The organism is Salmonella sp. 32100201201700099SM, from assembly GCF_017572645.1.
Lineage (GTDB): Bacteria > Pseudomonadota > Gammaproteobacteria > Enterobacterales > Enterobacteriaceae > Salmonella > Salmonella enterica.
Window position 1 is genome coordinate 1 of record NZ_JAGERQ010000007.1, and the last position, 22,114, is coordinate 22,114.

At 53.2% G+C, this 22,114-nt stretch carries 21 protein-coding genes and 2 pseudogenes; 7 read left to right on the forward strand and 16 right to left on the reverse strand.

Features of this window, described 5'->3' with window-relative positions; genetic code table 11:
- Positions 1–121: 121 nt before the first annotated feature.
- Positions 122–295: pseudogene (locus J4685_RS12600) on the forward strand (MarC family protein); the annotation flags it as partial.
- Here the strand turns inward: J4685_RS12600 and gntU are convergent.
- From gntU to J4685_RS12625, 5 genes and pseudogenes are all read right to left on the reverse strand, one after another.
- Positions 218–1,558, reverse strand: a complete 1,341-nt coding sequence (gntU, locus tag J4685_RS12605; RefSeq protein ID WP_000105950.1) for a gluconate transporter — start codon at positions 1,556–1,558, stop codon at positions 218–220. The pseudogene J4685_RS12600 and the gene gntU sit on opposite strands and share 78 nt — an antisense overlap.
- On the reverse strand, positions 1,555–2,088 hold the full coding sequence (gene gntK, locus J4685_RS12610; RefSeq protein WP_000108342.1) for a gluconokinase: 534 nt from the start codon (positions 2,086–2,088) through the stop codon (positions 1,555–1,557). Before gntK ends, gntU begins: the two co-directional genes overlap by 4 nt.
- Positions 2,089–2,226: 138 nt before the next feature.
- Positions 2,227–3,222, reverse strand: a complete 996-nt coding sequence (gene gntR, locus J4685_RS12615; RefSeq protein WP_000730239.1) for a gluconate operon transcriptional repressor GntR — start codon at positions 3,220–3,222, stop codon at positions 2,227–2,229.
- 129 nt (positions 3,223–3,351) lie between these two features.
- On the reverse strand, positions 3,352–4,047 hold the full coding sequence (locus J4685_RS12620) for a pirin family protein (RefSeq protein ID WP_000639787.1): 696 nt from the start codon (positions 4,045–4,047) through the stop codon (positions 3,352–3,354).
- 123 nt (positions 4,048–4,170) lie between these two features.
- A pseudogene (locus J4685_RS12625) lies at positions 4,171–5,208 on the reverse strand (oxidoreductase).
- 467 nt (positions 5,209–5,675) lie between these two features.
- Between J4685_RS12625 and yhhY the strand changes: the two are divergent.
- From yhhY to J4685_RS12650, 5 genes are all read left to right on the forward strand, one after another.
- Positions 5,676–6,164, forward strand: a complete 489-nt coding sequence (yhhY, locus tag J4685_RS12630; protein WP_001290287.1) for an N-acetyltransferase — start codon at positions 5,676–5,678, stop codon at positions 6,162–6,164.
- 264 nt (positions 6,165–6,428) lie between these two features.
- Positions 6,429–7,643 carry a PfkB family carbohydrate kinase gene (locus J4685_RS12635; RefSeq protein WP_000667444.1) on the forward strand — a complete coding sequence of 405 codons (1,215 nt, stop codon included), beginning with the start codon at positions 6,429–6,431 and terminating at the stop codon, positions 7,641–7,643.
- Positions 7,644–7,658: 15 nt separating this feature from the next.
- Positions 7,659–8,420, forward strand: coding sequence for a glutamine amidotransferase (locus tag J4685_RS12640; RefSeq protein WP_001066514.1), 762 nt, complete (start codon positions 7,659–7,661; stop codon positions 8,418–8,420).
- A gap of 53 nt (positions 8,421–8,473) precedes the next feature.
- Positions 8,474–9,445 (forward strand): DMT family transporter, encoded by a 972-nt coding sequence (locus J4685_RS12645; protein WP_001038958.1) that lies wholly within the window; start codon positions 8,474–8,476, stop codon positions 9,443–9,445.
- Complete coding sequence (locus tag J4685_RS12650; protein WP_000675713.1) at positions 9,442–10,476, forward strand: phosphotriesterase; 1,035 nt, start codon at positions 9,442–9,444, stop codon at positions 10,474–10,476. The genes J4685_RS12645 and J4685_RS12650 overlap by 4 nt, the downstream gene beginning before the upstream one ends.
- Before the next feature lie 44 nt (positions 10,477–10,520).
- Here J4685_RS12650 and ggt read toward each other — a convergent pair whose 3' ends face one another.
- Positions 10,521–12,263 carry a gamma-glutamyltransferase gene (gene ggt, locus J4685_RS12655; RefSeq protein WP_000805087.1) on the reverse strand — a complete coding sequence of 581 codons (1,743 nt, stop codon included), beginning with the start codon at positions 12,261–12,263 and terminating at the stop codon, positions 10,521–10,523.
- A gap of 125 nt (positions 12,264–12,388) precedes the next feature.
- Between ggt and J4685_RS12660 the strand changes: the two genes are divergently transcribed.
- On the forward strand, positions 12,389–12,805 hold the full coding sequence (locus J4685_RS12660) for a DUF2756 family protein (protein ID WP_000826042.1): 417 nt from the start codon (positions 12,389–12,391) through the stop codon (positions 12,803–12,805).
- Here the strand turns inward: J4685_RS12660 and ugpQ are convergent.
- The 10 genes from ugpQ to livH form a co-directional block, all read right to left on the reverse strand.
- Positions 12,802–13,542 (reverse strand): glycerophosphodiester phosphodiesterase, encoded by a 741-nt coding sequence (gene ugpQ, locus J4685_RS12665; RefSeq protein WP_000073552.1) that lies wholly within the window; start codon positions 13,540–13,542, stop codon positions 12,802–12,804. The two genes, J4685_RS12660 and ugpQ, sit on opposite strands and share 4 nt — an antisense overlap.
- Positions 13,539–14,609: a sn-glycerol-3-phosphate import ATP-binding protein UgpC gene (locus J4685_RS12670; protein WP_000907834.1), complete on the reverse strand. Its 1,071-nt coding sequence runs from the start codon at positions 14,607–14,609 to the stop codon at positions 13,539–13,541. Before J4685_RS12670 ends, ugpQ begins: the two co-directional genes overlap by 4 nt.
- A 2-nt stretch (positions 14,610–14,611) precedes the next feature.
- Positions 14,612–15,457, reverse strand: a complete 846-nt coding sequence (ugpE, locus tag J4685_RS12675; protein ID WP_000572196.1) for a sn-glycerol-3-phosphate ABC transporter permease UgpE — start codon at positions 15,455–15,457, stop codon at positions 14,612–14,614.
- On the reverse strand, positions 15,454–16,341 hold the full coding sequence (gene ugpA / locus J4685_RS12680; RefSeq protein WP_000094074.1) for a sn-glycerol-3-phosphate ABC transporter permease UgpA: 888 nt from the start codon (positions 16,339–16,341) through the stop codon (positions 15,454–15,456). Before ugpA ends, ugpE begins: the two co-directional genes overlap by 4 nt.
- A 104-nt stretch (positions 16,342–16,445) precedes the next feature.
- A complete protein-coding gene (ugpB, locus tag J4685_RS12685; RefSeq protein WP_000624750.1) occupies positions 16,446–17,762 on the reverse strand; it encodes a sn-glycerol-3-phosphate ABC transporter substrate-binding protein UgpB in 1,317 nt (438 codons plus the stop codon).
- A gap of 232 nt (positions 17,763–17,994) precedes the next feature.
- On the reverse strand, positions 17,995–18,273 hold the full coding sequence (locus J4685_RS12690) for a hypothetical protein (RefSeq protein WP_000621260.1): 279 nt from the start codon (positions 18,271–18,273) through the stop codon (positions 17,995–17,997).
- 163 nt (positions 18,274–18,436) lie between these two features.
- Positions 18,437–19,150, reverse strand: a complete 714-nt coding sequence (gene livF, locus J4685_RS12695) for a high-affinity branched-chain amino acid ABC transporter ATP-binding protein LivF (protein ID WP_000416114.1) — start codon at positions 19,148–19,150, stop codon at positions 18,437–18,439.
- A gap of 1 nt (position 19,151) precedes the next feature.
- Positions 19,152–19,919: a high-affinity branched-chain amino acid ABC transporter ATP-binding protein LivG gene (gene livG, locus J4685_RS12700; RefSeq protein WP_000082084.1), complete on the reverse strand. Its 768-nt coding sequence runs from the start codon at positions 19,917–19,919 to the stop codon at positions 19,152–19,154.
- A complete protein-coding gene (locus tag J4685_RS12705) occupies positions 19,916–21,181 on the reverse strand; it encodes a high-affinity branched-chain amino acid ABC transporter permease LivM (protein ID WP_000803763.1) in 1,266 nt (421 codons plus the stop codon). The genes livG and J4685_RS12705 overlap by 4 nt, the downstream gene beginning before the upstream one ends.
- Positions 21,178–22,104 (reverse strand): high-affinity branched-chain amino acid ABC transporter permease LivH, encoded by a 927-nt coding sequence (gene livH, locus J4685_RS12710; protein WP_000003007.1) that lies wholly within the window; start codon positions 22,102–22,104, stop codon positions 21,178–21,180. Before livH ends, J4685_RS12705 begins: the two co-directional genes overlap by 4 nt.
- Positions 22,105–22,114 lie beyond the last annotated feature (10 nt).

Sequence of the window (22,114 nt, forward strand, 5' to 3'; positions counted from 1 at the left end):
GTTGAACTTTTGCAGTTGCCAGACCGCAAGATGTTTTAACAAATCAAAAGGGGTTTTAATAACTGGCTTAAAGCTGAAAGCTTTCCGGAACCCCCAGCCTAGCTGGGGGTTTTCCATAGACAAAAAACCGGGTAGCGATTACGCCTTACCCGGCTTACGGTATCGATATGTGCCCGTTTCCAGGCCCGGTAAGCACAGCGCCACCGGGCAACAAGACTCAGCTCAGCAATTGGAAAGCAATCATTCCGACAATCGCGCCGACCGTACCGAGGATAGTTTCCATCATCGTCCAGGTCTTCAGCGTCTGTGCTTCGGTCGCGCCGGTAAATTTACCGAACAGCCAGAAACCGGCGTCGTTAACATGAGAAACCACAATTGAACCGCCGGCGATACAGATAGAGAGCGCCGCCATCTGCGCGCCGGAGAAATTCAGTTGCTCAATGACCGGCATCACCAGACCGACCGCGGTTAAACACGCCACGGTCGCGGAACCCTGAATGATGCGCACCGCCGCCGCCAGCACAAAGCAGGTAATGGCAATCGGCAGTCCCATACCGGTTAACGCTTCGCCCAGCGCCGGGCCGACGCCGGAGTCAACCAGTACCTGTTTGAACACCCCGCCTGCGCCAATCACCAGCAGGATAATGCCCGCCGGTTGCAGCGCGTGGCCGCAGATTTCCATCACTTTGTCTTTCGGCATCCCCTGGCGCATCGCCAGGCCGTAAATCGCTACCAGACAAGCGACCAGAATCGCAGTGAAGGGATGGCCGATAAACTCAAACCATTCATAAGCGGTGGAACCTTCCGGCACAAAGCGCGCGGCGATCGTTTTCAGTCCTACCAGCACCAACGGCAGCAGGATCAGCGACAGGCTGAAGCCGAAAGAAGGCATTTTGCCTTCGCCCAGATGCGGCTCGGTAATGTCGTCAGGAATACGCAGCTCAACGTAACGGCTGATAAAATTCCCCCACAGCGGCCCGGCGATAATCATGCCAGGAATGGCGGCGCACAGCCCAATCAGGATCATCCAGCCGAAATCAGCATGCATCTGGGAAGCCAGCAGCATCGGCGCAGGCCCAGGCAACAAAAACGCCGCGGCTGCCGCCACGCCCGCAAACAGCGGAATGACCAGCTTCACCAGGTTTGTGCCGGTATGACGCGCCATAGAGAACGCCACACTTATCAGCAGCACAATCGCCACTTCAAAGAATAGCGGGAGCGCGCAAATCAGCCCGGCAAGGCCAATCGCATAGTGCGCGCGGTTATGGCCAAAGGATTTAAGCATTTTCACGGCTATCTGATCGACCGCGCCGGTTTCATGCAGAATTTTACCGAACATCGCCCCCAGCGCGACCACAATCGCCAGGAAGCCCAGCGTGCCGCCCATCCCTTTTTCCATGGTCGCGGCGATTTTATCAAGCGGCATCCCTGAAAAAAGCCCCGCGCCCATTGAGACGACCATTAACGCGACGAAGGCGTGCATACGCGCCTTCATCACGAGAAACAGCAGCAGTAAGACGGAACCGACGGCGGTTAAAACCAGTGTTAATGTACTCACAGCGTACTGCCTTTATTGATGACCTCAATGGTGCTCGCCACAACGCCTTCCAGCGGCTGGTCGATATCCACCACCAGAACATCGCGTTCGTCGGCACCCGGCTCTTGCAGCGTTTCAAACTGCGTCACCAGCATCTGGGTTTTGAAGAAATGACCTTTGCGCGCTTTCAGACGGCTTTCAATGACGTCGAAATCACCTTTCAGATAGATAAAGGAGAGATTCGGGTTTCCCTCGCGCAGCAGGTCGCGATAGTGTTTTTTCAGTGCGGAACAGACAATCAGCGAGATTTTATTGGTACGCTGCATCGCGAAAGCGGCGTCGTTCAGCGCCTGCAACCACGGTTTGCGGTCATCATCATTCAACGGCTCGCCGGAAGCCATTTTTTCAATATTGCAGCGCGGATGCAGAAAATCGCCGTCCAGAAACGCGGCATGAAGCTGATGCGCCACGGCGCTTGCGACAGCGGATTTACCGCTGCCTGATACGCCCATCAGAACGTAAACGTGGTGATCATGATTAGTCGTGCTCAAAGCGGGCCCCCACTCTACAAGTTGCAAAATTTGTTACGGGTAACTGTTATCGGTAACATTGTCCAACCGCACCATTCACGACGCAATGACCATTCGTGCCAAAAGTGAATAAGTGTGAGCTACTTCAAAGTTGTCAGACTAAATAGATCCGCCCGGTGACAAGGTGAAACCTAAATCTAACATTTTTGGCGTGACCGTTTCGCCGCGAATGCGGGCCAACAGACGTTCCGCGCCAATGCTGCCCATTCGCTCGCGCGGCGTCAGGACGCTTGCCAGACGCGGTTCCATCACCTGGCCGATGTCATGACCGTGGAACCCGGCGATCGCCATGTCGTCCGGGATTTTTAGCCCCAGGCGCTGGCATTCGAAGGCCGCCCCCACCGCCAGGTCATCGTTGGTGCAAAAAATACCGTCAAGCTGTGGGTATTCGCGTCGCGCCTGGCGCATGAGTTCGATACCGGAAGAGTAGGATGAAGATTGCTCCATCATCACACTGTAAGGAACCAGGCCTGCGTCCCGCATCGCCTGTTCATAGCCCTTCTGCTTGATGATAGTACGTTCGTCGAGGCGCGCCCCCAGATAGGCGATATGACGATGACCACGCGCGATAATCGCGGCGGTCATCTGACGGGCGGCCTCAAAGTTGTCAAAACCAACGGCAATATCGAGACACGGCGACTGGCTGTCCATCAGTTCCACCACCGGAATCCCGGCGACTTCGATCATTTTTAAGGTGCGCGGCGTATGGGTACGCTCAGTGAGGATCAGGCCGTCGATATTCCAGGAGAGCATCGATTCCAGGCGCTCCTGCTCCATCTCCGGTTTATAGCCGTAGTGCGCCAGCATGGTCTGATACCCGTGGGCATCGGTGACGGCCTCAATGCCGCGTAACACTTCCGCAAAGACCTGGTTGGTTAAAGACGGCAGCAGAACGCCAATGGCGCGACTGGTGGCGTTGGAAAGAATGTCAGGCGCGCGATTAGGAATGTACCCGAGCTCATCAAGCGCAGCCGCAATTTTACCCCGCAGCGCGACGGAGACCTGCTCCGGATTACGCAAAAAACGGCTGACCGTCATTTTGGTCACGCCCACGCGGTCGGCTACATCCTGAAGTACGGGTCTTTTCTTTTTCATCGTCCTGAAAGGTATAAAAGGGATAGATTTGCCCAGTTTACCACGGACGTGCGGAATTAATGACAAACGATGAAAAGCCGGATGGCAACGCTTTCGCGTCTTATCCGGCCTACAAAAGGTTACAGCACGTTAAACTGGCGGCAAGTCAAACAGCAACACTTCACTGTCGCGGTCGGCATGAATCGAGATTGCCTGCTCATCCCAAATCGCCAGGCCGTCGCTGGTCGTCGCTTTGGTACCGTTAATGGTCACGTTACCTTTTACCACCTGGATCCAGACGCGGCGCTCAGCGGCAATCTGATGCACCGACTGCTCATCTTTGAGCAGCGCCCAGCGGTACAGCTCCATATCCTGGTGGACCTTCAGCGAACCATCGCGAGCATCTGGCGAAAGCACCAGTTGCTTGCCCTGCGCGGCGTCGAAGCGGCGCTGTTCGTAGCGCGGCGTGATGCCTGTTTCTTGCGGAATGATCCAGATCTGGTACAGCCGCAGACGATCCGTTTTGCTCGGGTTGTACTCGGAGTGGCGAACGCCGGTCCCGGCGCTCATAATCTGGAATTCACCTGCCGGAACCTGTTCTTTATTGCCCATACTGTCCTGATGCTCCACCGCGCCTTCCAGCACATAAGTCAGGATTTCCATGTCTTTATGGGGGTGAGTACCAAAGCCCTGACCTGCGTCGATCACATCGTCGTTAATCACACGCAGCGCCGAGAACCCCATAAAGTTCGGATCGTAATAATCGGCAAAAGAAAAAGTATGCCAGGAGTCAAGCCAGCCATGATTCGCATGACCGCGGTCGTTTGCTTTGCGTAAGTAGATCATTGTGTTCACCCCCAGATGTTTTCGATGGAATAAGTGTGGACTCATTCCGTCCGGGATCATAGAGAGTGAAAATTGACTCCTCTGTTCAAAAAATATGAATAAGCGCAGAGGAGTCTGTAATGGCTATTTAGCGAGGGTTATCGTCGCAGGCGTTGCCTGTTCGAAAGCACGTTCGAGGATTTCCAGGTTGGTAAGAACTTCAGATTCCTTGACGTAATTAGGCGTACCGACGGTCAACGTCTGGTACAGCGCATCATAGACGCGACCATAGTCACCCGTTTCCGGTTTCACCTCTTCTTTCACCGTAACGCCGTCATCGTTAACATATTCCAGCACGCCGACGGATTCGTCAGCGGCGAAACCGGGTTCGCCAGGCATAATGTTCGCTTTCAGGCTGGTTTCTTGTTGATCGATACCGTATTTCACAAACGAACCTTTGGTGCCGTGAACAATAAACTTCGGATAGTCGATTTTCACCAGATGGCTGGTTTTCACAATGGCTTTCAGGTCACCGTAGAACAATTGCGCTTCAAAGGTGTCATCCGGATTCGCTTTATTACGCAGGCTACGAATGTCATACGCGACATGATCCGGGCGGCCAAATAGCGAAATAATTTGATCCATGGTGTGGACGCCAAGTCCATAGAATGCGCCATCCTGCGGCAGGCCAGGTTTGGTTTCCGCCACGGGTCGGTAGTAGTCAAAATGGCTTTCAACTTCGACAATCTTGCCCAGTTTCCCGCTCTCAATCGCTTTTTTAGCAGTGAGAAAACAGGAATCAAAACGCCGATTCTGATACGGCGTGACGGTCAGTCCTTTGCTTCGCGCCAGGTCGAACAACACTTTTGCTTCCGCCAGCGTCGGCGTGAAAGGTTTCTCAACCAGCACATTTTTACCCGCTTCCAGCGCGCGTTTGGCGTATTCGAAATGGCTGTCAGCATGCGTACAGACGATCACCAGCTTTACCTACGGATCGCCCAACACCTCATCCAGATCGCTGGTGAAGTGAATATGTGAATACTGTGGCGCCTGCTCTTCCGGTTTAGCGTGACGACGGAAAATATGCGCGACATGCCAGGTATCTTTCCGATTCAGAACATAGGGGAGATGGTAACGGGTGGTGCTTTTGCCGAATCCAATAAATGCGCAGTGTAAGGTCATGAGACGATCCTTTTGAAGATGATTGTTTACACCATAGCGCAAAGCGTGAGGAGACTGAATGTTGGATTCTTTGCCGGATGCGGAGAAGCCTTTTCGGGCCTACAAAAGCAGATGCCTCAAGATCAGCCGTCGGCGTCGCGGTCAGTTTGTTCACGGCAAGCGCGCAGGGCCCGGAGCGTGCTAAATGTACGTGAGGAGCACGAGCACTTCCCGGGGACAAAATGACAAGTAAGCCAGGCTGAAACAAAACCCAAAAAAAAAGCCAGCAAAAGCTGGCCAAAATAATACTGGAAGCAATGTGAGCAATGTCGTGCTTTCAGGTTCTCCGTAGGGGTTCCCCTGAATGCAAGGCAATAGTAATCATTCTCATTCGCACTTGTCTACTTCTTTTTGCAAAAAAATGCGGTTGACGGAATTTTCTTTCTCAGCGAGTGTAAATACACAATTACCCCTGCAGGAGATAAGGAATGAGTGAAATAGTGATACGCCACGCTGAACCGAAAGATTACGACGCCATTCGTCAGATCCACGCCCAGCCGAAGGTGTACCACAACACGCTACAGGTTCCTCATCCTTCCCTCGAAATGTGGCAGGCGCGGCTAACCGAGCAAGCCGGGGTTAAACAACTGGTTGCCTGCATTGACGATATTGTCGTTGGCCATCTTTCTATTCAGGTCACCCAACGTCCCCGTCGCAGCCACGTGGCCGATTTTGGTATCTGCGTGGATGCCCGGTGGCACAATCGTGGCATTGCCAGCGCGCTGATCCGCACGATGATCGACATGTGCGACAACTGGCTGCGCGTCGAGCGTATTGAGTTAACGGTGTTTGTTGATAACGAGCCCGCGGTGGCGGTGTATAAGAAGTACGGCTTTGAAATCGAAGGCACCGGTAAGAAATACGGCCTGCGCAACGGTGAGTACGTTGATGCGTACTTTATGGCGCGCGTGAAATAAAGTTTCCCCGCCCCACCCTGTGGGGCGAAACGTCACAAACCTTCACAACATTCCAGTTATTGCAACCTACTTCCCCTATATCAAAACAATAACCACCTGAATTTCATGGTTATTACCACTTTAAGCTTTATCACCGTTTTTTCCGTAATTTTAGCAATATCAATATTACATTTTTGTTTTTTTTTGGTTTCTACCATCACTTTATGGTGACAATCACAACAATATACTCCTCCCGGGACTAATTTAACCACGGTGAGGTAAAAAATGAAATTTGAACGCCATCATAGAATATTGAAGGAACTCAGTATTTCGGGAGTTGTAAAAGTTTCAAATCTGGCGAAAAGTCTCAAGGTAACAAAGGAAACTATTCGTTCAGATCTCAATGAACTTGCCGGACAGGGATATCTTACTCGCTGTCATGGTGGTGCATTTATTACCCTTGATTCTCTTGATAACGTCGCAAAAAATGAAATTGCTTATGTGCTGGAAAAATATGAATCAGCGCAGAAAATAAAAAAAGGTCTCTCTGCCATGAAAAATAATGTATGTGTTATCGGCTCGTTCAATGTTGATATTATCAGTTATCTACCGAGATTACCCTCAACGGGAGAATCATTGCTGGCCGATAAATTTATTTTTTCACCCGGCGGTAAGGGATGTAATCAGGCATTAGCAGCAAGCTATGCCGATTCTGATGTGCATTTTATTACTAAAGTAGGGTCAGATCATTTTAGTGATTACGCCATTAATTTTATAAACTCATCAAAAATCCATAAAAGTGTTATCTACCAGACCAAAGAAACACAAACAGGTACAGCAACCATCATGGTGAATGGTGATACCGGAGATAACGTCATCGCTATCTACCCTGGCGCCAACATGACAATTTCCCCTGATGAAATCACCATTCAGAAAGAAGCCATTGTTCATTCAGATATTGTTCTTGTCCAACTGGAGACGAATTACGAAGCGCTGCAGCAAACAATTCGTCTCGCACAAAAAAATGACATACCGGTCATTATCAATCCAGCGCCATACAATGACATGGTTAACACCATCATTAATAACATTGACTATATTACGCCAAATGAAACGGAAGCAGGCCTGCTGGCCAATATGGCGGTTAATGATATCGAATCAGCCAAATGCGCGGCCAAAATTATTCATCAGAAAGGCGTCAAAAATACCATTATTACATTAGGTAGCAAAGGTTCGCTTGCTTATGATGGCACACAATTCATCTATTCCCCGGCATTTCCGGCAGTTGTAAAAAATACGGCGGGAGCGGGTGACGCTTTCAATGGCGCCCTCGCATCTGGTCTTGCAAAAGGAAAGTCACTGGCATCCGCATTGTGCTACGCCAGCGCATTTGCCTCACTTGCGGTTGAAACGCCTAATGCCTCTGATATGCCGGAAAACGACTCCGTTCTTCATCGTATTCAGGGTTCACATTACAAACAAACTATCTCTACTCACTAAATCAAGGAGCAGACTATGAACAATACGCAGAAAAAACTAAAGGTGCTCTTTATTGGAGAATCCTGGCATATTCATATGATTCATTCAAAAGGTTATGACAGTTTCACCTCCAGTAAATATGAAGAAGGCGCTACATGGTTACTGGAATGTCTGAGGAAAGGCGGCGTTGATATTGATTACATGCCTGCCCACACGGTACAAATTGCCTTTCCAGAGAGTATTGACGAATTAAATCGTTACGATGTGATTGTTATTAGCGACATTGGTAGTAATACCTTCCTGCTACAAAATGAAACCTTCTATCAGCTAAAAATAAAGCCAAACGCTCTGGAATCCATTAAAGAGTACGTCAAAAATGGCGGTGGACTACTCATGATTGGCGGTTATCTGTCATTTATGGGTATTGAGGCAAAAGCCAATTATAAGAACACCGTTCTTGCTGAGGTTCTGCCAGTTATTATGCTTGACGGCTATGACCGGGTAGAAAAGCCAGAGGGTATTTGTGCTGAGGCTGTCTCACCTGAACATCCTGTTGTTAACGGGTTCTCAGATTACCCGGTATTTCTTGGATATAACCAGGCCGTCGCCAGAGACGATGCCGATGTCGTATTAACAATAAATAATGACCCATTGTTAGTGTTCGGTGAATACCAACAGGGTAAAACCGCCTGCTTTATGAGTGACTGCTCCCCACACTGGGGAACCCAGCAGTTTATGTCATGGCCGTTTTATACCGACCTGTGGGTCAACACGCTTCAATTCATCGCCAGAAAATAAAAAACAATGGAGTAACGAAAGTTACTCCTTTTATAAAATATAAGGATTGATGTATGAACAAGAATAAGTACTCAACCCCCTTACTGATGCTTGCCACCATCTTAGCCGGTATGCTTTCCCCGATGCAGTCTGCCGTTAATGGGCAGTTAGGACATTGGTTACAAGACGGTAATGCTTGCGCAGTAATCTCATTTGCCAGCGGTCTGGTCGTCATGTTTTTTATTATTGTTGCGCGCAAAGAAACACGCCAGCAATTCGCCTCAATCCCTACTCTGATTAAAAAGAGAAAAATCCCGCTATGGAATTGGTTTGCAGGATTATGCGGGGCGATGGTCGTATTTTCTGAAGGCGCATCCGCCAGCGCGCTGGGCGTTGCCACCTTTCAAACGGCATTAATTTCCGCCCTGCTCCTTTCCGGCCTGCTGTGCGACCGTTTTGGCGTCGGTGTGGATGAGAAGAAATATTTTACGCCATGGCGCATTACTGGCGCATTGTTCGCCGTTATCGCCACCGTTTTTGTCGTGTCGCCACAGTGGCACTCAACCTCGTTTATCCTGCTCGCTATCCTCCCCTTTTTGGCAGGGTTACTCGCTGGCTGGCAGCCTGCGGGGAATGCTAAAGTCGCCGAGGCAACAGGCTCCATGCTGGTGTCCATTACATGGAACTTCATCGTCGGCTTTTGTGTCCTGGGCGCAGCGCTGGCGATACGTATCGCATTAGGACATGTCACCGTCCAGTTACCCGATACATGGTGGATGTATCTCGGTGGTCCGCTGGGTCTGCTGTCCATCGGGCTGATGGCGATTCTGGTGAGAGGCTTAGGGCTATTGATGCTGGGCGTAGCGTCAACAGCAGGCCAACTGCTTGGCTCAGTGCTAATTGATGAATTGATCCCTTCATTAGGCAATACGGTCTACCTGGTCACCATCATCGGTACGCTGTTCGCGTTAGTCGGTGCGATTGTTACCACCATCCCTGAATACAGAGCATCCAAAATGGCGCAAAAAATGGAGGTGTCAGGATGAAAGGTTTCCTGCAAACCGTAACTGGCCCGGTGGCGCATACTGATATGGGCCTGACGCTACCGCATGAGCATCTGTTTAACGATCTGTCATCAGTCGTTGACGAGCCACATTATGCTTTTTCACAGCAACTGGTGGGAAAGAAAGTCAGTGCTGACCTGCAGTGGGGGCTGAAACACGACCCATACTGCTGCGCCGATAACATGGACAGAAAAGAGATTGATGATGTTATCTTTGAAATCAATAACTTTATGTCCTTAGGCGGCAGGACGATTGTCGACGCCACGGGATCAGAATCCATTGGGCGGGATGCCTCAGCGCTACGAGAAGTTGCCTTAAAAACGGGTTTGAATATCGTTGCGTCCTCAGGACCTTATCTGGAGAAATTTGAAAGCACCCGGATTCATAAACCTGTCGAGTTGTTAGCCTCACTCATTGATAAAGAACTGAATCAGGGTATTGGTGAGACGGATATTCGCGCGGGCATGATCGGTGAAATCGGCGTATCACCTGCTTTTACCCAAACGGAGCGTAACAGCCTGCGGGCTGCTTCTCTGGCACAATGTAACAACCCCCACACGGCGATGAATATCCATATGCCGGGGTGGCTGCGACTGGGGGATGAGGTGCTGGATATTGTGCTGGAAGAAATGAACGTCTCCCCGGCAAAAGTCTCGCTGGCGCATTCGGACCCTTCAGGAAAAGATGTCGCCTATCAACGTAAAATGCTCGACCGCGGCGTATGGCTTGAATTTGACATGATTGGTCTGGACATCACCTTTCCAAAAGAAGGTGTCGCGCCGGGCGTTCAGGAGACCGCAGATGCAGTAGCGAATCTGATTGCACTGGGTTACGCCGACCAAATCGTTTTAAGCCATGATGTTTTTCTCAAACAGATGTGGGCGAAAAATGGCGGAAATGGCTGGGGGTTTGTACCAAATGTCTTCCTCGCCTATCTGGCTGCCCGTGGAGTAGACAACGATACTCTTCGCAAGCTCTGTATTGATAATCCAGCCCGATTACTCACGGCATAATCTGCAAATAGCCCGGTGTCTGACACCGGGCCTGGTATTAAAAATCAGTATCCCGCCGTTAAGTCATCTACGGAACGCGGGTCGGACGCGCCATACAGTGCGCCATCCGGCCCAACCATAATACTTTGTGTGCTGCCCATCGCCTCTTTCAGCGCCACTTTCTGTCCTTTTTGCTCCAGCAGTTTGATTGTATCCGGGCTGAAGCCCTTCTCGACGCGAAGCTCATCCGGCAACCACTGATGATGGAAGCGCGGCGCGTTGGTCGCTTCGGCGACGTTCATGCCAAAATCAATGCTGTTCACTACCATTTGCAGCACAGTAGTGATGATTCGACTCCCGCCAGGGCTACCGGTCACCAGCCAGGTTTTGCCGTCTTTTACCACGATAGTGGGCGACATCGACGACAGCGGACGTTTTTTTGGTTCGACCGCGTTAGCATCGCCGCCCACCAGGCCATAAACATTGGGTACACCGGGTTTAGCAGAAAAATCATCCATTTGATTATTCAGCAGAATACCGGTATTTCCCGCCACAATTCCTGTGCCGAAGGTGGTGTTCAGGGTATAGGTCACCGCCACGGCATTGCCGTCTTTATCCACCACCGAGAAGTGGGTGGTCTGGTTGCTTTCATACGGGGCGAGCTTGCCCGGTTTGATCTGGCTGGAAGGTTTTGCCTTATTAATATCAATTTGATCGGCCAACGTTTTCGCATAGGCTTTGTTGGTCAGCGCCTGCCACGGCACTTTCACAAAGTCCGGATCGCCCAGATACTCTGAGCGGTCAGCGTAGGCATATTTTTCCGCTTCCGCCATGATTTGCATGGCATCGGCGCTGCCAAAGCCGTACTTCTTCATATCGAAGTTTTCAAGAATATTGAGGATTTGCACGATGTGAATACCGCCCGAGGACGGCGGCGGCATGGAGAAGACCTGATACCCGCGATAGTCACCGCTGATTGGCGTACGCTCAACGGCTTTATAGCTGGCTAAATCCTCTTTGGTCATCAGACCGCCGTTCTTCTGCATTTCCCCGGCAATCTGGTCGGCAATCGCCCCTTTATAAAACGCAGCCGGGCCGTTTTCGGCAATCATTTCCAGGCTTTTCGCCAGATTCTTCTGGACCAGCTTATCGCCTTTTTTCAGCGGCTCGCCGTCTTTCCAGAAAATGGCTTTGCTGTTCTCATGATTAGGGATCACTTCGCTGCCGTAAGTTTTTAAGTCGTCGGCCAGCGCATCGTTAACCACAAAACCCTCTTCCGCCAGCTTAATCGCCGGACGCACCACTTTATTCAGCGGCATCGTGCCGTATTTCTCCAGCGCCAGCGAGAACCCCGCCACGGTGCCAGGCGTACCGGATGCCAGATGCGACGTCAGCGACTTTTTCGCATCGGCGTTACCCTGATCGTCAAGGAACATATCGCGCGTAGCGCCGGCCGGCGCCATTTCACGAAAATCAATCGCCGTGGTAGCGCCATCTTTAGTGCGCAACAGCATAAATCCCCCGCCGCCCAGATTCCCGGCTTGCGGATGCGTGACAGCCAGCGCATAGCCCACGGCGACGGCGGCATCCACGGCATTACCGCCCTGCTTTAAGATATCCACGCCAACCTGCGTCGCCATTGCATCCACCGAGGCCACCATCCCTTGCGTCGCCCGCACAGGATGAAAGACATCTTCTTCAACACCATAGGAGACTGGCGGCGCGACGGGAGGATTGGCCACCGCGCTAAACGTCCCCCCGGCCAGCAGAGCGGCGATCGCCACCCAGCGCATAAACGTTGGTTTCATCGTTGTTTTTCTCCAGATAAAGGGGTGTATGTCCCGTTTAATCCTGGTCCACAACGCTTAAAAAATCATCATCATGGCGAAATAGAGGTACACTTAAAAAGAGGCCTCATCGGGAGGAGACGACAATGAAACGCTTACTACTTATTACGGCTTTATTACCCTTTGCTGTATTGGCCCAGCCAATTAACACTATGAATAATCCTAATCAGCCAGGTTATCAAATCCCCAGCCAGCAGCGTATGCAGACGCAGATGCAAACGCAGCAGATTCAGCAGCAAGGTATGTTGAAACAACAGATGCAAACGCAGGCGCGCAGCCAGCAGCAAAATCTACAGTCGCAGTTGAATGCCAATACGCAGCGGGTTCAGCAGGGACAGCCGGGCAACGGTATGCTCGGTCAGCAAACGCTGCCCAATACGCAGGGCGGAATGCTCAGCGGCAGCGGAAATCCGGACCGGATGCTAAACCATTCCCAGCCAATGTTGCAGCAGGGCAGCGGGACGCCGCAGCCTGACATCCCGCTGAAAACTATCAGCCCTTAAAACTGAAAGTGAGGGCCGATGTCATCAATGCGATCGGTGCAGATACAATCCACGCCCCAGCGCAGCAGCTCTGCCGCCCGCTGGGGCTGATTGACGGTATACACCAGAATCCGCAGACCCGCGGCCTTAATCTCTTGCACTCGCGTCTCATCGAGTAATTTATGGTTGAGATGGAGGGAAACACAGCCCAGACGGGTCGTCAGTTCACGCCAGTCTTCACGCCATTTATCCAGTAGTAACCCGCGCGGCAGTTCAGGTACTGCCGCCTGCGCCGCTTCCAGCGCCTCTATCTCAAAGGAAGAAAGCAGCGGCGGCGTCATCCCGGCCCACAGTTCGCGGGCGGCCAACGCCACGACACGTCCTGTTAGCCTTCCGCTCCCCGTTGTCGGTTTGATCTCAATATTCGCCATCATGCCGTGTTTACGGCAGCGCTCCGCCACCTGCGAGAGCAACGGCAGCGGCTCGCCTTTAAATTCGCCGCTAAACCAACCGCCAGCGTCCACACGCAATAAATCCTGCCAGTTCAACTCGCCCGCCACACCCCAACCATTGCTGGTGCGCTCCAGGTTATCGTCATGCAGCAGGAAAATTTCGCCGTCTTTCGACAGCTTGGCATCAAACTCAATCATGGTGTGCCCGTATCGCGCGCCCACGTCAATCGCCGCCAGAGTGTTTTCCGGCGCCAGTTTACCGCCGCCGCGATGGGCGACAATGTGAGGATAAGGCCAGTTACTCATACACGTTGTCCTGTTTCGCCATCAAAAAGATGTCGCTGATGTTCCGGCAGATGCAGCCATAGCGTACTGCCCGCCGCCGGGCGCTGCTGATGCGCCAACCGCACCACCAGTTTCTGATCGCCCCAGCGCCCATGCGCCAGATTATCCGCGCCCAGAATCTCCAGCGTGTCTACCGTTAACGGCACGCCGCCTTCCGCCTGCGAGCTTAACGCAATATGCTCCGGGCGGATACCCAGCGTCATTTTACGTCCAGCATGACCCCGATAGCCCGCACCAATCGGCAACGCCAGACCGCCAGGCAATTCGAAACGGTCGCCGGAAGCGCTGATAACGCCGTCCAACAGATTCATCGCCGGGCTGCCAATAAAGCTCGCCACGAAGCGACTGGCCGGTTTTTCATACACCTCTACCGGCGTGCCAATCTGTTCTGCGACGCCTTTATTCATCACCATCACCCGCTGGGCCAGCGTCATCGCCTCTACCTGATCGTGAGTAACATAGAGCGAGGTGGTACGAAGGCGACGATGCAGATGTTGTAACTCCAGACGCATCTGCACGCGCAGCTTGGCGTCGAGGTTAGAGAGCGGTTCGTCGAATAAAAAGACTGCCGGCTCGCGGACGATCGCGCGCCCCATTGCCACGCGCTGCCGTTGACCGCCGGAAAGCTCGCGTGGACGGCGTTTAAGCAGGCCGTCCAGCTCCAGAATGCGCGCCGCCTCCCGCACGCGTTCTTCAATATGCGCTTTGCTCATACCGCGAATTTTCAGCCCCCACGCCATGTTCTCCTCTACGCTCATATGGGGATAGAGAGCATAGTTCTGAAATACTATCGCGATGCCGCGATCTTTGGGCTCCATCTCGGTGACCCGTTTGCGATCAATCCAGATATCGCCGCTGGTCACGCGTTCCAGACCGGCCACCATCCGCAACAACGTTGATTTGCCGCAGCCGGACGGCCCGACCATCACGATAAATTCGCCATCCGCCACGTCCAGCGTCAGCGGTTGAATGACCTGGGTTTTGCCGTCCCAGCTTTTGGTTACTGCCTGTAGTTTTAAACCAGCCATTTTTATTTCTCACTGTCCACTAAACCACGCACAAACGCCCGTTGCATGGCTAACACAATTACGACCGGGGGAATCAGAGTCAGCAGCATTGCCGCCATCACCTGGTTCCATTGCGTGGTACCTTCGCCAGTGGCGATCATCCCTTTGATACCCGCTACGGCAGTGCCAAGATTCACGTCGGTGATAATCAACAGCGGCCACAGATACTGGTTCCAGCCGTAGATAAAGGTGATGACGAATAACGCCGCCAGGTTGGTTTTTGACAGCGGCAACACGATGTCGCGGAAAAAGCGCATCGGCGACGCGCCGTCAATACGGGCCGCCTCCACCAGTTCATCCGGAAGCGTCATGAAGAATTGACGAAACAGGAAAGTGGCGGTAGCGGACGCCATCAGCGGTAACGTCAGACCGGCATAGCTGTCGAGCATTTTCAGGTTGGCGATCACTTCCACCGTCGGGAAGATACGCACTTCAACCGGCAACATCAGGGTGATAAAAATCATCCAGAAGAACAGGTTACGCAGGGGAAAACGAAACCAGACGATGGCGAATGCGGAAAGCATAGATACCGTGATTTTGCCTACCGTAATGCTGAACGCCATAATGAAACTGTTAAGCATCATCAGCCAGAATGGCGCGCTATTAACACCGACGCCGTTGACCCAAATAGTTTTGATATTCTCCAGTAACTGCGTGCCGGGAAGCAGCGTCATCGGCGTCTCAAACACCGCGCGGTCGTCCAGCGTCGCCGCGACAAACGCGACATACAGCGGAAACAAAATGACCGCGATCCCCAGAATCAGCATGGTATGGCTGAATATTGTCAGCCCGCGACGATTCTCTATCATTGGTAACGCACCTTACTTTCCACATAGCGGAACTGCACCACCGTCAGAATGATGACGAGGAACATCAACACCACCGACTGCGCGGCGGACGCCGAGAGATCCAGGCCGGTAAACCCTTCGCGATAGATCTTATAAATCAGCGTCGTGGTGGCTTGTACCGGCCCGCCGGCGGTCGCGGCGTCGATCACCGGGAAGGTGTCGAAAAAGGCGTACACCAGGTTGACCACCAGCAGGAAGAAACTGACCGGCGCAATAAGCGGCAAAGAAAGCCGGAAGAAACGACGAATCGGCCCGGCGCCATCAATGGCCGCCGCTTCCACCAGCGAGCGGGGAATGGATTGCAGCGCGGCAAAGAAGAATAAAAAGTTGTAACTAATCTGCTTCCAGACTGACGCAAATACCACCAGGAACATCGCCTGACCGCTGTTTTGCGCGTGGTTCCAGTCATAGCCGAATTCGCCGAGGAAATGGGTGATTAATCCCCGCCCTGGGTTAAACAGGAAAATCCACAATACGGCGGCGACGGCGGGCGCGACGGCATAAGGCAGCAGCATCAGCGTCTGATAAAAACGGCTGCCGCGCACCACGTAATCCACCAGGGCGGCGAAAAACAGCGAGACCAGCAGGCCGCTAAACGTGACCAGCGCGCTGAATTTAATCGTCGTCCAGAAGGCGTCGAGATAATAACTGTCGTGAAAAAGCGCGACGAAATTCTCCAGCCCGACAAATTGGCTGGAAAAACCAAACGGATCGACGCTTTGCAGCGAATACCACAGCGCTTCGCCCGCAGGCCAGATAAAGAAAATAACGGTGATAACCAACTGCGGGGCAACCAGTAAATACGGCAGCCAGCGCGAGCGGAACACCGGACGGAATGATGACATGAAGGTTCTTTTCCTGGAAGGTGCCGGATGGCGGTGCAAGCACCTTATCCGGCCTACAAACGCTGTAGGCCTGATAAGCGCAGCGCCACCAGGCACTTATACACTTAAGATTTGCTCGCTTTCTCAAAACGACGCAGCAACTGATTCCCGCGCTCCACTGCGGTATCCAACGCCTGTTGTGGGGTCTTCTTCCCGGTCCAGACGCTTTCCAGCTCTTCGTCCACGATGGTACGAATCTGCGGCATATTGCCCAGACGCAAGCCTTTGGTGAAGGGTAACGGCGGCTTATTCAACATCTGGCGAGTGGCGATATCCGCACCGGGGTTTTTATCGTAATAACCCTGCTCGCGGGTCAGCTCGTAGGCGGCGGTGGTAATCGGCAGGTAGCCAGTTTTTTGATGCCATTCAGCAGCGTTTTCCGGTTTTGCCAGGAAGTCGAGGAATTTGGCGACGCCGGTATAGGTTTCTTTATATTTACCCTGCATGACCCATAGGCTGGCTCCGCCGATAATGGCGTTTTGCGGCGCGCCCTTGATATCAGCGTCGTACGGCATCATACCCACGCCATAGTTAAATTTGGCATACTGGCGGATATTGGCGAGCGAGCCGGAGGACGCGGTTGTCATCGCGCAGTCACCGTTATAAAACTTCTCGGTAGACTCGTCCTTACGCCCAACATAGCTAAAATCGCCTTTTTTATTCATCTCTTCCAGCAGCGCGATATGTTTCACCTGCTCTGGCTTATTAAACTCCAGCACCGCGTCTGTACCGTCAAAGCCATTGTTTTTACTGGCAAAGGGGAGACCGTTCCAGGCGCTGAAGTTTTCCAGTTGGATCCAGCCTTGCCAGCCGCTGGCGTAACCGCATTTCATGCCTGCCGCTCTCAGTTTCGCGGTATAGTCAGCCAGCTCCTGCCAGGTTTTCGGCGGCTGTTCCGGATCTAAACCGGCTTTCTTAAAGGCGTCTTTGTTGTAGTACAGTACCGGCGTGGAGCTGTTAAAGGGCTGGGAGAGCAGATGCCCGCTTTTAGCATCGGTGTAGTAGCCTGCAACGGTCGGTACAAACTGGGACTCGTCAAAGTTAATACCGGCGTCTTTAAACACTTCATAAACCGGCTTAATGGCTTTCGAGGCCATCATGGTCGCCGTCCCAACCTCATAAACCTGCAATATTGCCGGCGCGTTGCCGGTACGGAATGCCGCGATCCCGGCGCTCAGGTTCTGTTCATAGTTCCCCTTATAGACCGGAACGATTTTGTAATCCGGATTGGCCTGGTTGAAACGTTGCGCCAGTGAATCAACTTCTTTGCCTAACTCCCCTTCCATTGAATGCCAGAATGGAATAGTGGTGACGGCCAACGCCTGACCCGTAAATGCCAGACTCAGCGCCAGTCCTAAAGCTGTATGTCGTAACGATATCATCGGTTATCTCTCTTTTTGTGCCGGGATGCGCGATATCACGCGTTTTATGTTCGCGGGGGTAACATGACATGCTCGAATGACAGAAAAATAACTTTTTTATTACAAAAAAAAGATAGTAAGGCGACAGAGAGATGGCAAGGCAGTGAAAGCGCCGGAAAAGAAAAGTGGGAGCTACTGCACGTCTGACAGCGTAATGCTGACCAGACATGCGTTATTTGGCTGGCGTCAGCAGTTAATCACGATGAGAATACTTTTTGTACAGATTTTGTAAGCGCCGCTGATCTCGCCGCTCGCGTTCACGCTGAATGTCGGATTTTTCATCCTCCCACGTTGCACAATCCGGATGATGACGCACTTCGCAGGTCGTTGCGGCCAGTGGATAAGGCGTTGCGGTTTCTTCTTGCCAGATAGCAGGATCGCGGGGATCAAAATCGTTTGAGGTTAAGGCGTTAACACTGAACGAAGCCGCGAACAACAGCGTTCCCATTATGCAGGCGCCTGAACGTATCATCCTTGCTCCTTCTTCGGTGGTTATAGTTGATAACTATTCTCAACTATAACATATTGGTACGAAAAATGTTCTACTGATTTGCCGAATGCCGAGTAATCCGCCAGGTCCGGTAAGCGGTAGCGCCACCGGGCGCGTTTGCCAGATGGCAGCTGTAAACTGCGCCTTATCCGCCCAGATAGGCGCTGCGCACCGCTTCGTTCGCCAGCAGTGCATCACCGGTATCGGATAGCACCACGTGGCCGTTTTCCAGCACATAACCGCGGTCGGCGAGCTTCAGCGCCTGGTTGGCGTTCTGCTCGACAAGGAAGATGGTCATACCCTGCTCGCGCAACTGCTCAATGGTGTCGAAGATCTGCTGGATGATGATCGGCGCCAGCCCCAGCGACGGTTCATCCAGCAGCAACAGGCGCGGCTGGCTCATCAGCGCGCGACCAATCGCCAGCATCTGCTGTTCGCCGCCGGACATGGTGCCCGCTCGCTGGATACGGCGTTCATGCAGGCGCGGAAACAGCTCGTACACCCATTTGATACGCTCCTGAAACCGATCGCGCTCGGCAAAAAAACCGCCCATCGCCAGGTTCTCTTCCACCGTCATCCGCGAGAAGACGCGCCGCCCTTCCGGCACTATCGCCACCGCTTCACGCATGATTTTCGCCGTCTGCCAGTCGGTGATGTCTTTACCGTCAAACACCACCCGTCCGCTGGAGGCGCGCGGATCGCCGCACAAGGTGCCAAGCAGCGTCGTTTTCCCCGCGCCGTTAGCGCCAATCAGGGTAACGATTTCCCCCTGGTTGATGTGCAGACTGACGTCGTGCAGCGCCTGAATCTTGCCGTAGTGGGCGCTGACTTTTTCAAACGTTAACATCGTTTTTTCCATCTTATGCCTCACCCAGATAAGCGCGGATGACGTCCGGGTTGTTGCGGATCTCTTCCGGCGTGCCGTTCGCCAGCGGCGTGCCCTGGTTCACCACGTAAATGCGATCGGAAATGCCCATCACCAGCTTCATATCGTGTTCAATCAGCAAGATAGTGGTGTTGTGATGGTTACGTAGTTCGGCAATCAGCTCATCCAGCTCTTTGGTCTCTTTCGGGTTAAGGCCGGCCGCCGGTTCGTCGAGCATCAGAATTTCTGGCTGCGTCACCATGCAGCGGGCAATCTCCAGCCGGCGCTGGTCGCTGTAGGCCAGATTACTGGCCTGGCGGTTGGCATGTTCCAGCAGGCCAATACGCTCAAGCCAGGTCGCCGCGCGGTCCAGCGCTTCACTTTGCGCGCGGCGGAAAGCGGGCGTTTTCAACAGGCCGGAAAAGAGGCCCGTTTTCAGTTGCTGGTGCTGCGCCACCAGCAGGTTTTCAATCACCGTCATTTCGCGAAACAGGCGCACATGCTGGAAAGTGCGTACCACGCCCATGCGGGCGATCTGCTGGCCCGGCAATCCTTCCAGATGCCGCTCGCGCAACGTGATCGTACCGCCTGTCGGCTTATAAAAACCGGTCAGGCAGTTAAACACCGTCGTTTTACCCGCGCCGTTAGGGCCAATCAGCGACACAATTTCCCGCTCACGCAATTCCAGCGATACATTGTTGACCGCCAGCAAACCGCCAAAGCGCATCATCAGGCCGTTAACCGCTAATAATGGCTGACTCATGCCTGCTCTCCTTTCGCCTGACCACTTTTCAGCTTCAACTGCGGACGCGTCATCGGCAGCAATCCCTGCGGGCGCCAGATCATCATCAACACCATCAAACCGCCGAGCATCAACATGCTGTATTCGTTGAAGTCGCGCGACACCACCAGCAGAACCGCCGCCAGGATCACCGCAAACTGCGAGCCCATTCCGCCCAGCACCACAATCGCCAGCACGAAGGCGGATTCGGCGAAAGTGAAGGATTCCGGGCTGACAAAGCCCTGGCGGGCGGCAAACAACGTCCCGGCGAAACCGGCAAACGCGGCGCTGATAGTAAAAGCGGTCAGCTTGATGCGCGTCGGGCTTAAACCTAATGAGCGACAGGCGATCTCATCTTCACGCAACGCTTCCCACGCCCGGCCCAGCGGCATACGCAGCAGGCGGTTAATGACAAACAGCGACAGGACCACCAGCAACAGGGCCACCAGATAGAGGAAAATGACCCGGTCGGATGGGTCGTACTTCACGCCAAAGAAATTGCTGAAGGTATCCCAGCCGCCTTCGCGGGTGTTGCGGCTAAACTCCAGACCAAATAGCGTCGGTTTGGGGATCTGGCTGATACCGTTCGGGCCGCCGGTAATTTCCGTGTTGTTGAGCAGCAGGATACGGACGATTTCGCCGAAGCCGAGCGTCACAATCGCCAGATAGTCGCCGCGCAGACGCAGTACCGGGAAGCCGAGCAGGAAACCAGCAGCGGCGGAGACCAATCCCGCCAGCGGCAGGCAGGTCCAGAAACCCAAACCATAATAGTGGTTGAGCAGCGCAAAGGTATAAGCGCCGATGGCGTAAAAGCCGCCGTAGCCCAATACCAGCAGGCCGGACAGCCCCACCACCACGTTCAGCCCCAGACCGAGGATGATATAAATCATGGTCATAGTGGCGATATCGACGCTACCGCGCGACACCATAAACGGCCACGCCACGGCGATAACCAACAGCGCCATCAGAAACAGCTTTTGCTTAACGGTAGAGCCATCGATCGCCGGCAGAATAAACTTCGGTCCGGAGACGTGCTTCACCGCTTTCTGGAACATCGGACGCAGCAACTGAAAGAAAAAAACCACTGCCGTACCGATAAAGATCCACTGCCAGCGGATGTCGGCGGCGGTATCCACCACCAGTTTGGTGCCGTCCAGCTCCAGTTGTACGCCCATAAAGACGCCAGCCAGAACGAAGAACATCGCCGCAGAGAACAGAGCCATCGCAATATGCATCGGTTTCATACTTTCTCTACCTCCGGACGCCCCAGGATACCGGTCGGCATCACCAGCAGTACCAGAATCAGCAGAGCGAACGACACGACATCTTTATATTCGGTACTTAAATATGCAGACGAGAGCGCTTCGGCGACGCCCAAAATCAGACCGCCGATCATCGCGCCCGGAATGCTGCCAATACCGCCCAGTACCGCTGCGGTGAACGCTTTCATCCCGGCCATAAAACCGATGTAGGGGTTAATTACGCCATAGAACTGACCGAGTAGCACGCCCGCCACCGCCGCCATTGCCGCGCCGATAACAAACGTTAGCGCAATGACGCGGTCGGTATTAATGCCGAGCAGGCTGGCCATTTTCAGATCCTCCGCGCAGGCGCGGCAGGCGCGGCCCATCCGGGAGTAGCGAATGAAAATGGTGAGCGCCAGCATAGCCAGAAAGGTGACTATCCAGATAACCGCCTGCATGGTGGTGATGGACGCGGAAAAGTTTTCGCTGCTGCCCACAATCCACTGGCCGTTAAACAGGCTGGGTAACGCCACGTCGCGCGAACCTTCCGTCAGGCTGACGTAGTTTTGCAGGAAGATGGACATCCCGATGGCGGAAATCAGGGCAATCAGGCGCTTGGAGTTGCGCACGGGCCGGTAAGCGACTCGCTCGATACTCCAGCCGTAGGCGCTGGCAATAATAATCGCGCCGATAAATCCAGCGGCCACCAGGAGCCAACTGGTGTCTATTCCCATCATCATTAGCGCGGCGATGATCATAAAAGAGACGTAGCTGCCGATCATATACACCTCGCCATGAGCGAAGTTGATCATGCCGATAATGCCGTACACCATCGTATAACCGATAGCAATCAGCGCGTAGGTGCTCCCCAGCGTGACGCCGTTAAACATCTGCTGCAAGAAATAGAGAAACTGCTCGGACATAAGGTAACCT